Consider the following 11,566-nt stretch of genomic DNA (forward strand, 5'->3'; position numbering starts at 1 on the left):
TGTTTCCTTCACTTCAATACACTCAAATCCAGATACGAGGCGGCGCTCAGCGCTTTCTGGTGTTCCGGAACGTTCAAACGGGGAATATGCCCAAGCAATGGCGCAGCAAGGCGCGTACGCAGGGCATTGATATTTTCATCCATGTACAGCATGGATGAATCGACGGTATTGGCGACCCAGCCGCATAGCGTCAAGCCACGCGCCCGGATGGCCTCTGCCGTCAACAGGGCATGGTTGATGCAACCCAGGCGCACACCCACCACCATGATGACCGGCAAATCCAGTGCCTGTGCCAGGTCAGCGGTCGTTACTTCCGTATTCAGCGGCACACAGAAACCACCCACACCTTCCACCACCACGGCATCTGCCTGTGCACGCAATTGCTGATAGCACTGCAGTATGTGCGGCAGGGTGATATCCACTTTTTCCAGTGCGGCCACAATATGCGGTGCGGCCGGCGCTTGCATCAGGTAAGGGCAAACCAGTTCCTGCGACGCAGCGACATTGGCTGCTGCCATCAGGGTATCTACATCTTCGTTGTGCCAGACGCCATCACGCAGGCTGGCACCGGCAGCAACCGGCTTCATGCCGACGGCACGCCAGCCCTGAGCCTGCATCGCATGCAACAGGGCAGCACTGACCAGGGTCTTGCCGATTTCCGTATCGGTACCGGTCACAAACAAATGCTGATGCACATGATGCAGATCGGTCGCCATCAGGCTACCTCCGCAAAACATTGGGCGACATAGCTCATCTGGTCTAGCCGATTGATGGCCTGCACCAGTTGCAATACCTGTACTTCAGTATGTGCCGCCGACAGGGTCACGCGCAAACGCGCTGTCCCTGGCGGTACGGTAGGCGGGCGTATGGCGCCTACCCACAGCCCCTGATCCATCAGGTTGCCGGCCGCTCTTAACATGTCGGCATTGTCACCGATGACGACGGGTTGTATCGCGGTATCCGACGGCATGCCCTGCCAGACTTGCAGGTGCAGGCCATTGCGGAACAGGGCAATCAGTTTTTGCAAATGGGCACGTCTTTGGCGGCCTTCTTCACCGGCGATGATGTCAATACTGGTCAACAGTGCATGCGCCAGCGCTGGTGCGGCTGCCGTGGTGTAGATGTACGCACGCGCCCGCTGTACCAGCCATTCAATGACGGTGGCGTCAGCGGCAACAAAAGCACCGCCAACACCGGCAGCCTTGCCCAGCGTACCCATGTAAACCAGATTGGGGGAACTGATCTGCAAATGTTCGAGCACGCCAAGACCATGCTCACCCAATACGCCAAAGCCATGCGCATCATCAACGATGAGCCAGGCATCATAACGCTCGCAAATTGCCAGCAACGGTGCCAGTTCAGCGATATTGCCATCCATGCTGAAAACGCTGTCGGTGACGACCACCCTGTGCTTGGTCTTGCATTGTTGCAGCATGCGTTCCAGCGCTGTGTAATCACGGTGCGGGAAAACCTGCACCGTCGCCCGTGACAGGCGTGCGCCATCGATCAGGGACGCATGATTCAGGGCTTCGGAAAATACCGTCGTATCCTTGTTGATTGCCAGCGCCGTGATGACAGCCAGGTTGGCCATATAACCGGTACAAAAGTACAGGGCGCGGGCATTCTCTATATACGGTGAGACAAACTCTGCCAGGCGGTCTTCCAGCACGGCATGGGCGCGGCTATGGCCGCTGATCAGGTGCGAGGCACCACTACCTACGCCATACAGTGCAGCACCTTCCTGCAAGGCTTCTGCCAGTTTGGGGTGTGCAGCCAGGCCCAGGTAGTCATTGCTGCAAAACGCCAGCAAATCACGGCCATCGGCGCGCAGGCTGGGGGCAGACGGTGTTTCTACCGTGCGACGTTGACGCAATAAATGCTTTTGACCCAGCACGTCGAGTTCTTGCTGCAGGCCCTGTACCAGCGACCGGCGCTGACCGGCGATACGTAGATTGCTGGCAGCATTGCCAACGCCTGTTCCATTCTTGATGACATCTGTCATGCCATTACCTCTTCAAATACTTGTTTGGTCTTGTTTGCCAGCAAACTCATTTCATCCTGTTCCAGGATGTAGGGCGGCATCATATACACCGTGCGGCCTATCGGTCGCATTAATAATTCATGCTTCAACGCCGCCGCAAAAAAGCGGCGTGAAAATGTCGTTGCGCGTTCGGCATCATCCACCACCGCATCAAAGGCGATGATCATGCCTTGCTGGCGGAAGTGCCGCACGCGGGTATCGGTTTTCAACTCAGCAAAAGCTGCATTCAAAAATGCAGCCTTGACACGATTCTTTTGCAAGACATCGTCGTCTTCAAAAATGGCCAGGGTCGCCAGCGCCGCCCGGCATGCCAGCGGATTGCCGGTGTAGGAATGCGAATGCAAGAAACCACGCCGCACATCTGCATCATAAAAAGCCTGATACACGGTATCCGTCGTCATCACCAGTGACAAGGGTAGATAACCACCGCTGATGCCTTTTGACAGGCACAAAAAGTCTGGCCATATCTGTGCCGATTCACAGGCAAAGAAAGTGCCGGTACGGCCACAGCCTACGGCTATTTCATCCGCAATCAGATGTACCTGATACTGGTCGCACAGTTCGCGCAGGCGCTTCAGATACACCGGGTCATGCATGGCCATGCCGGTGGCACATTGCACCAGCGGTTCTATGATGACGGCAGCAATCTTGCCTGCTCTTTCCTGCAATTTTGCTTCCAGTGCGGCGGCGGCGCGCAAAGCGACATCAGCGGCAGTTTCACCCGCTTCAGCCAGACGGGCATCGGGTGAAGCCACCACATGCGCACGCTGCAACATGGGGCCATAAGCCTCGCGGAACAGGCTGACATCAGTCACTGCCAGCGCGCCCACGGTTTCACCATGGTAGCTGCCCTGTATGCAGATGAATTCCTGCTTGTCTGTCTGGCCGCCATTGCGCCAGGCATGGAAACTCATCTTCAGGGCGATCTCGACTGCCGATGCACCGTCCGAAGCATAGAAACAATGGCCAAGTGCATGATTACTCAATGCCGATAATTTTTCTGATAACTCGATGACAGGCGCATGGGTGAAACCGGCCAGCATCGCGTGTTCCAGCTTGTCGAGCTGGTCTTTCAATTCGGCATTGATACGGGGGTTGGCATGGCCAAACAGATTCACCCACCAGGAACTGATCGCATCCAGGTAAGGCTTGCCTTCCATATCAAACAGCCATGCACCACGGCCATGGCTGATGGGGATCAGCGGCACGGTTTCATGATGCTGCATCTGGGTACACGGATGCCAGACATGCTGCAGGCTGCGTGCTACCCAGTCATTTTTTTGATTCAAATTTATTCCCGACACATTTATTCTACTAAGCTAACTACTGGTAACTACTGGTTACTGCATACGGTCTCAAGCCTGAGACTGTATAAGCTTCAAATGATTTTCTATATGCATGACATGGGCCTTGGCAAATTCTGCCTTGCTCAGGCTGCCATAGGCAAAATGCGGCTTGATCTCGCCTGCATACTGTTCAAATTTCTGCAATGCTGCGATCACCATGTCAATGGCTGCATTGGCATCACCACTCTCGGCGATGGCAGGCGCGCCTGGTATCGGTTCGCTCAAATTATGCGTCATCGCACCGGCCACTGAAAAAGCATAAAACGCTGCCGCACCGGCTGTGTTCTGGAACGCTGGCGATTTCATTTCCGGGTAACCCGTCATCGAATAGTCTATGCTTTGGGCCAGGTGCACAAACACCTTATGTGGTGACCAACCGCTGGTGCTGGTCAGCTTGCCCGCTTTCATGGCAGACAGGCGCGCCTGCATCTCAGCCACAGTGGTAATCACCACAGTCGATTTGCGATAACTGGCCACACCGGCAACAGCAAGCAGGGACGTGGCAAGACCGGTCAACAGTACTGTTCTTTTTTTCATGTTTGCTTTGCCTCCTTCCGCCTATTTTTTCAACATTAAATCAGCCAAGCCGGTTTGCGCTTCTCCAGGAAGGAGCGTACACCTTCACGGCCTTCATCAGACGCCCGTATCTGCGCGATGCCTTCCACCGTTGCCGCCATCAGTGCCGGAGTCAACTCGCGGCTGGCAACAGCCTGCACCAGGCGCTTGGCCTGTCTGACCGCATTTGGGCTATTGCTGACCAGGGCCTTGACGATCTCGTCCACCCTGGCATCCAGCGCCTCTGCCGTCACCAGCTCATGCACAAAGCCTGTGCGATGCGCCTCAGCCGCAGTAAACCGCTCGGCAGTAATGAAATAACGACGCGCAGCATTTTCGCCCATGGCCTTGATGACATAGGGCGAAATCGTCGCTGGTATCAGGCCCAGCCTGACTTCGCTGAGACAGAAATTCGCTGTATCCACGCTGACAGCAACATCACAGGCCGCCACCAGCCCCATGCCACCGGCATAACAATCACCTTGCACTTTAGCAACAACTGGTTTGCTACAGATATAGATGGTATGCAACATTTCCGCCAGTTGGCCGGCATCCGCGAGGTTTTCCTCATGGGTGTAATCGGCCATCTTTTTCATCCAGTTCAGGTCTGCCCCTGCACAAAAAGCAGGACCATTCGCGGCCAGCACAATAGCACGAATGCTGTCATCCTTATCCAAATCACGGAAAACCTCAGTGATTTCAGCTATCGTTGTTTCATTAAATGCATTCCGTACGTCAGGGCGATTCAGCGTGACTGTCACAACAAAAGCGTCATTTTTGAGGATTAGATTACTCATATTCTTTTCACCTGAATTGCCTTATTTAAATACATTATTTTTTGGCGGAATCATCAGCTTCTTTGCCGGTATAGACCACTACGCCATTTACGGCATATAAATAGCAGCGTCGCTTGTAATAATTTTCGCATTCTTGCAAGATGCGCACATGGGGTTCAAGTGAGACTTTGGGATCTTTTGGATTCACACCATACGAAGAAAATCCGCCTCCCGCTTCGGTGACGGCAAAAGCTCTGGGGAAGCTTTGCTGTAGAAAATCTTCATAGGACTTGCGTGCACCAAATTTGTCCAACTTGCCGACATCGCTGATATCTGCATAAGTTGTTGCTGGCGGCACCGGCGAAGTAAAAAGATAGGCATCTATCCCTTTTACATACTTGAATACCACATCGCCGTCTACAGCATAGAGTGCGCAAGTTTGCTTGGTTTTTCGTTCGCACAGCGTCAATGCGCGCACATGTGGTTCTGGGAAATCGGGACTTTTGACATCAAAACCCGATGCCCAGTACCAAATCCCCTGAGGACCAACAGCAAAAGCACGAGGAAACGCCTTGTTCAAGAATTCTTCATACCCTTTTCTTGCGCCAAATGCGTCTAATTTTTTCACGTCACTGATATCAGCATAAGAACTTGGTGCGGGCACAGGTGTTCTTTTCAAATAGACCGGATTATTGGAATCAGTCACTTTCTTTTCCTGATACACAACGATGTCATCCACTGCATACAAGCTGCAATGACGCTTATGAAATGCCTCGCATTCTGTCACAACCCTTGCATGTGGATCAGCAGGCAATGTTGCATCTTTAGGCGTAGTGCCATTGGTAGAAAACCATCCTCCCCCATCGGCAAGCGCAAACGCACGCGGCAAACCTTTTCCGAGAAATTCTTCGTAACCCTTCCTGGCTCCAAATTGCTCCAGTTTTGCCACATCCGATATGTGTGCGAAACCAGAAGCCGGCGGTATCGGCGTTCTTACGGCAGATGCTTGCCTTGCTTCAGGTTTAATGTTGCCACCGCCTGCAGCGGCGCTGTTTTCAAACTTTGCCAATGCAGCAGCACTACGTGCTGGTAATTCACGTAATAAATTTGAAGGTATGGCCAAATTCAGGTTTTGTCCTTTTGCATATCCCGCAGCAGTAATACCAATTAATCTCCCTTCTTCGTCAAATAAGCCTCCACCACTCGACCCAGGTGAAATCGGTGCTGAAATCTGTATATACCGCAGTATGTCTTTGTCGTCCTTACGCAAGGACGATATCAAGCCATCACTTAAAGTTCTCTCCAGGCCGATCGGATTACCTATGGTGTAAATGTGCTGCCCCACAGCAAGTTTGTTGCTATCACCAAGAGCAACAGCGGGTGCCTTGAGGTTGCGTGCTGTAATCTGGCATAAGTCACGTTCCACATCGATATATTGCAACTTTGCTTCTAAGGTGACATTTTCCTGTTTGATACTTATCTTTTTCGCTTTTGCGATAACGTGACAATTGGTAATCAGCGCTTCCGGTTCAATCACAACGGCGCTACCCAGTGCAAATTCTGCACCCAGCGCATCCTGACTCGAAACGCGCCATACACTGGGAGCGGTACTGGCATAAAATTTATCTGGAGCCATCGCACTTGCCTGACTGGTCAACAAGCTTAGCAAAAATATTCCGCTTGCTAACTTGATAGTCGACGAAAATTTCAACATATAGTCACTTACCTGGCAAAAGATCTTTGAAGTCATCCAAGCTCGGTTTGTTGACTACTGCAGTAACTCGCTTAGCTGAACTCAAAGGCTCGCACATCTGATTTTTGGGCTGGCGTCTCAACAGACTTTGTTCGATTTGAGGTGCATTTGGGTTACTGATGTCATAGACGATGACAGAGCAACCTTGCTCATCAAGTTTTCCCTGTAACTGATAAATATGTCCTGATACAGGTTGGAATGACTCAATGACCTGGCAAACCTTGCCATTTCCCCCACCGATAAAACGTGTTGTAAGCAAAGCGCCTGTTTTTATCGAAGTAGTTAAATTGCTGTTCGATCCTTGCCCTGCTGCAACAACCCGTGGGCCTGTGCAATTAACGGCGTCATCATAAATACTGAGCGAATAAGCAAAACTCTGCAAAGCATCTGCCTTAAACAGCAGTTTTGCAGTTGCGGCACCGCTCGGGGCCACATAGGAGGGTGCCGTCCCACATGCAGAAATTAACATTGACACAACAAAAAGGGGCGCTGTGCGCAAAAAGACGGTATTTTTCCGCTTTATCATAGGTAACATCCTTCAAATTCTGTAAAAAACAACCACTATATATTGAAGAGCAAACATTATTCAACCAAGCTAGCGACAAGTTCCGCTTGACATACAGAGTCCAGGTGTTTTTCCCTGTTTTAGGGCGTCTTGCTCTAATTTGCTTACTGTTTATTTCTTCAAAGGCAAGTACATCGCACTTTTTACAGAACGGGTAACCAGCGGTACGATAAACGTCGCCTACACATCCGTCGCAGCATCCAGAACGTACGCGTGACCGGCGCGTGGTACGAAGCTGAAATTGACTTTTCCAGCATCATCGATAATGTCCTTTGCCCTGGAGCAAAATTTGGCGCCATCATAGATGAACAAGTTAAATTGCCCCTTCGCCGCCGTAATCCTGACCGCCAGATCAGCTACCAGCCCGCTTTGCGGAGCTACATAAGGTGTTTTTACTTCGGGCTGACGAAGACTGGGGAAGCGTGCAAGATTGATCATCTGCTTGTATTGTTTATTTTTTAATCAAAGGGCAAATATACTATTTGCCAGCGGGGAAACCGTTTTCATCCAGGAAACGGCTGACGACAGGTTCCCATATCTTCATACCAGATGCAAACAGGGTATGACCATCCTTGGCAAAGGCTGGCAACAAGATATATTCGGCCTTGCCCCCAGCTTTCACAAAGGCGGCATGCCAGGCCTGGCTATACCTGGGGCCGAAATATTGATCATTTTCGGTGTAAATCCATAGCATGGGTGCCCTGGTGCTGGCACCAAAAGTGCCATACATTTTTTCCAGTTTGCCTGGCTGACAAGGTTCACCCGGACGCTCAGCAGGAATACCACCCGCACCCCCGGCAAAATTGATAGCCGCCACCAAGCCAGCCGGATTTTTAGCCGCTGTCGCCACCGTGCTATATCCACCAACAGACTGGCCGACGATCAATACCCTGCTGGCATCAACATGGCTCTGCTTTTTTGCATACTCAAGCACGGCCAGAATCTCGGTACTGGCTGCTTCGGCCGCTGGCCCATAGCTTTTGTTATTGCAACTGCCACTTTCTTCCGGATCAGGCGTGGTTCCCTTTTCACCATAGCCTATCCGTGTAGGCTCAAAAACAGCAAAGCCGCGCTTGACGAAAAACCTGACCTGCTGGGTATACCGGAAACGTGGCGGCTCAGCACGATTTGTCGCGCTATGACCATGGTTCAAGATGACTACGGGGAAGGGCCCGGGTCCCGCCGGTTTGAACGCCGTCACCACCACTTCACCAGAAATATCACGCCCATACATATCTTTCACGGCGACCGTTAGCGTGCTGACCGTTTCACTGATATCCGTCGCCCATTTAATTGGCGCCTTCGCTGGCGCAGCCTCTTCTTGCGGCACGGCAAACGCCATCGTATTTGCACCCGTCAGACACAACAGGCAAGCTGTATAAAAAACGGATTTTTTAAAGATAATGGACATGGCTTAGCTCACATGCAAGGCATTGCGTACATAAGGGCAATTCAGCGTGAGTTTCGTCACGCATTTCGCCACACATTTCGCCACTTTCAACTCCAGCACATCCAGGCTTCCCATTTCCATACGGCCCTTTCTATTCGTTCTCATCGTTGACAGGTACACGCGCTGATTGAATGCCTGCCCTTCGGTGTTTATTGTTTGAAGTACGGACAGGTATTTTCCCCGCTATCCCGGTAGATCATGGAAACAGGCAAGGGTGTTTTCATATCCGTTTTATCCCATAATTTGACATTGCAATGACCCGTAGTCGTTACGGTATCCAGTACATATACATGATCGGTTTTTCCGAAAAAGCTGAATCTTATGGAACACGAGGCGCGGTTATTCATCTCCACATACCGTAAAGTCGTCAGTTTTTCGGCAGCTACTTTAATTTTCGAGACAATAATCTTGTTTTTGTCACTGACTATCGATTGCTCACCAGAACATGATTCCGCATTTTCGTAGGTATTCAAGTAAAACAGCGTTCCGAGGGCCGGCCGCATTCTCACTACCATTTCAGCAGTGTTTCCGCTGCGCGGTTCAACATAGGGTGGAGTGGTGCAGGCACCCAGGATCAGGGCAGCAACAATAATCAACAGACTCGGCTTAAAAATTTTTTCCATGATCGCTTTCGCTATTTACATGCGGAACACACCAAACTTCACATCCGGTATCGGCGCATTCAATGCTGCCGACAAGCCCAGGCCCAGCACCATGCGGGTATCCGCCGGATCAATGACACCATCGTCCCACAGGCGGGCCGATGCATAATAAGGATGACCCTGATGCTCGTACTGGTCTTTGATAGGTTGCTTGAAAGCGGCTTCTTCTTCGACTGACCAGCTGCTGCCCTTGCCTTCTATGCCATCGCGTTTTACTGTCGCCAATACACTGGCCGCTTGCTCGCCACCCATGACGCTGATACGCGCGTTCGGCCACATCCACATGAAGCGTGGAGAGTAAGCACGGCCACACATGCCATAGTTACCGGCACCAAAACTGCCGCCGATGATGACGGTGAACTTGGGTACATTCGCCGTCGCCACTGCCGTCACCATTTTGGCACCGTTACGGGCAATGCCTTCGTTCTCATATTTACGACCCACCATGAAGCCGGTGATGTTTTGCAGGAACACCAAAGGTATCTTGCGCTGGCAGCACAGTTCTATGAAATGCGCGCCCTTCAACGCCGATTCAGAAAACAAAATACCGTTATTGGCAATGATACCAACCGGCATACCATGGATATGCGCAAAACCGCAGACCAGGGTAGTGCCGTAGCGTGCCTTGAATTCATCGAAATGGCTGCCATCGACAATGCGGGCAATCACTTCACGCACATCAAAAGGCTTGCGTGTATCGACCGGAATGACGCCATACAATTCTGATGCCGGAAATTTCGGTTCTTCGACTTCTTTCATGACCACGGTTTGTGGTTTCTGCCGATTCAGGTGCGAGACGATGGTACGCGCCAGTGACAAGGCATGTGTATCATTTTGCGCCAGGTGGTCCACCACGCCAGACAGGCGGGTATGCACATCGCCGCCACCCAGGTCTTCAGCACTGACGACTTCACCGGTGGCTGCTTTCACCAGCGGTGGTCCGCCAAGGAAAATCGTGCCCTGGTTCTTGACGATAATCGATTCATCACTCATTGCCGGCACGTAAGCGCCACCAGCAGTACACGAACCCATGACCACGGCGATTTGCGGTATGCCCCTGGCTGACATGTTTGCCTGGTTGAAGAAGATGCGGCCAAAGTGATCACGGTCCGGGAAGACATCATCCTGATTCGGTAAATTCGCACCACCACTGTCGACCAGATAAATACAGGGCAGGTTATTCTGTTCGGCGATCTCTTGTGCACGCAAATGCTTCTTGACGGTCATCGGGTAATAGGTACCGCCTTTGACGGTAGCATCATTACAGACAATGATGCATTCCTGCCCGGCCACGCGGCCTATGCCGGTAATCACACCGGCAGAGGGGGCGGCATCGACATCATTTTTTTCCTTGTACATGTCGAAGGCGGCAAGTTGCGAAAACTCCAGAAAAGGCGTACCCGCGTCGAGCAGCATTTGCACGCGGTCACGCGGCAGCAATTTGCCACGCGCCAGATGTTTTTTACGCGCATCGTCACCACCGCCTAAAGCAATTTTGGCGATCTTTTCTTTCAGGTCATCCACCACGGCTTGCATGGCCGCTGCATTGGCCTTGAATTCTTCAGAGCGGGGATTGAGCTTGGAATCTAAAGTTGTCATTATTTTTTTCACTTTTCTGGAAAACTGCCATCCACGTAAAACCATTTACCGTCATACCGCACAAAGCGACTGAGTTCATGCAATCTGTGTGCCTTGCCACCTATCTTGTAACGGGCAACAAATTCGACTGTCGCGGCATCACCATCAGACTTGAATTTCTTCACTTCCAGGCCCAGCCATTTGGTTGGTTCATCATGCGTAATGCGTTCCCTGGGGCAGGTTCTTTCATCCCAGGTGGCACGCAAATAAGCTTCATCATTCAGGGTGTAGGCACAATAGCGTGAACGCATCAGTGCTTCTGCCGTCGGTGCCACGGTTGCGCCGCTGATGTATGGGCCGCAACACTGTTCAAGATTTTTATTCGAGCCACAAGGGCATGCTTTACTGCTCATTATTACTTTTTACTTTCCTTGATGGCGACTGGGGCACCAGCTGCCTTCCAGGCGGTAAAGCCACCGTCAATATGGGCCACATTTTCCAGGCCCATGTCTTGCACGGTCTTGGTTGTCAGGGCGCTACGCCAGCCGGCGGCACAAAACAGGATAAATTCTTTTTTCTCGCCGAACACGGGTTTGAAATACGGTGAATCCGGGTCCACCCAAAACTCTATCATGCCGCGTGGTGCATGATAAGCACCGGCGATGATGCCCTCGCGTTCCAGTTCACGGATATCGCGTACATCAATGAATTGCACATTGACGTCTGCCAGCTTGGCCTGGGCTTCCGCCACGCTATAGGTTTTGATCTCGGCGTGGGCTTCATCGACCAACTGCTTGTAACCTTTTTTCATGTTGTCTCCGTTATTTTTAAGACCTCTCT

General features: G+C 51.6%; 13 protein-coding genes. All 13 read right to left on the minus strand.

Going from position 1 to position 11,566, the window contains the following annotated elements; translation table 11 throughout:
• Positions 1-8: 8 nt before the first annotated feature.
• Complete coding sequence (gene bioD / locus ACO0LM_RS14990) at positions 9-716, minus strand: dethiobiotin synthase (protein WP_423038081.1); 708 nt, start codon at positions 714-716, stop codon at positions 9-11.
• Positions 716-2,002, minus strand: coding sequence for an 8-amino-7-oxononanoate synthase (gene bioF / locus ACO0LM_RS14995; RefSeq protein ID WP_423038082.1), 1,287 nt, complete (start codon positions 2,000-2,002; stop codon positions 716-718). Before bioF ends, bioD begins: the two co-directional genes overlap by 1 nt.
• A complete protein-coding gene (gene bioA, locus ACO0LM_RS15000) occupies positions 1,999-3,336 on the minus strand; it encodes an adenosylmethionine--8-amino-7-oxononanoate transaminase (RefSeq protein WP_423038123.1) in 1,338 nt (445 codons plus the stop codon). Before bioA ends, bioF begins: the two co-directional genes overlap by 4 nt.
• Before the next feature lie 60 nt (positions 3,337-3,396).
• Positions 3,397-3,924 carry a DUF1569 domain-containing protein gene (locus ACO0LM_RS15005; protein WP_423038083.1) on the minus strand — a complete coding sequence of 176 codons (528 nt, stop codon included), beginning with the start codon at positions 3,922-3,924 and terminating at the stop codon, positions 3,397-3,399.
• 35 nt (positions 3,925-3,959) lie between these two features.
• Entirely contained in the window at positions 3,960-4,739 is a 780-nt protein-coding gene (locus ACO0LM_RS15010; RefSeq protein ID WP_423038084.1) for an enoyl-CoA hydratase/isomerase family protein, read from the minus strand.
• Positions 4,740-4,773: 34 nt separating this feature from the next.
• Entirely contained in the window at positions 4,774-6,432 is a 1,659-nt protein-coding gene (locus ACO0LM_RS15015; RefSeq protein ID WP_423038085.1) for a S1C family serine protease, read from the minus strand.
• Positions 6,433-6,436: 4 nt separating this feature from the next.
• The gene (locus ACO0LM_RS15020) at positions 6,437-6,997 is read right to left on the minus strand and encodes a hypothetical protein (protein WP_423038086.1); all 561 of its coding nucleotides are present in this window, start codon (positions 6,995-6,997) and stop codon (positions 6,437-6,439) included.
• Positions 6,998-7,216: 219 nt separating this feature from the next.
• Complete coding sequence (locus ACO0LM_RS15025) at positions 7,217-7,474, minus strand: hypothetical protein (RefSeq protein ID WP_423038087.1); 258 nt, start codon at positions 7,472-7,474, stop codon at positions 7,217-7,219.
• Positions 7,475-7,514: 40 nt separating this feature from the next.
• Positions 7,515-8,447, minus strand: a complete 933-nt coding sequence (locus ACO0LM_RS15030) for an alpha/beta hydrolase family protein (RefSeq protein WP_423038088.1) — start codon at positions 8,445-8,447, stop codon at positions 7,515-7,517.
• Between the two features lie 188 nt (positions 8,448-8,635).
• Complete coding sequence (locus tag ACO0LM_RS15035; RefSeq protein ID WP_423038089.1) at positions 8,636-9,109, minus strand: hypothetical protein; 474 nt, start codon at positions 9,107-9,109, stop codon at positions 8,636-8,638.
• A gap of 15 nt (positions 9,110-9,124) precedes the next feature.
• Positions 9,125-10,747: a carboxyl transferase domain-containing protein gene (locus tag ACO0LM_RS15040; protein WP_423038090.1), complete on the minus strand. Its 1,623-nt coding sequence runs from the start codon at positions 10,745-10,747 to the stop codon at positions 9,125-9,127.
• An 8-nt stretch (positions 10,748-10,755) separates the two neighbouring features.
• On the minus strand, positions 10,756-11,139 hold the full coding sequence (locus ACO0LM_RS15045) for a YchJ family protein (protein WP_423038091.1): 384 nt from the start codon (positions 11,137-11,139) through the stop codon (positions 10,756-10,758).
• A gap of 2 nt (positions 11,140-11,141) precedes the next feature.
• A complete protein-coding gene (locus tag ACO0LM_RS15050) occupies positions 11,142-11,537 on the minus strand; it encodes a rhodanese-like domain-containing protein (RefSeq protein ID WP_423038092.1) in 396 nt (131 codons plus the stop codon).
• Positions 11,538-11,566: the final 29 nt, after the last annotated feature.

Source organism: Undibacterium sp. Di26W, from assembly GCF_049340265.1.
GTDB lineage: Bacteria > Pseudomonadota > Gammaproteobacteria > Burkholderiales > Burkholderiaceae_D > Undibacterium.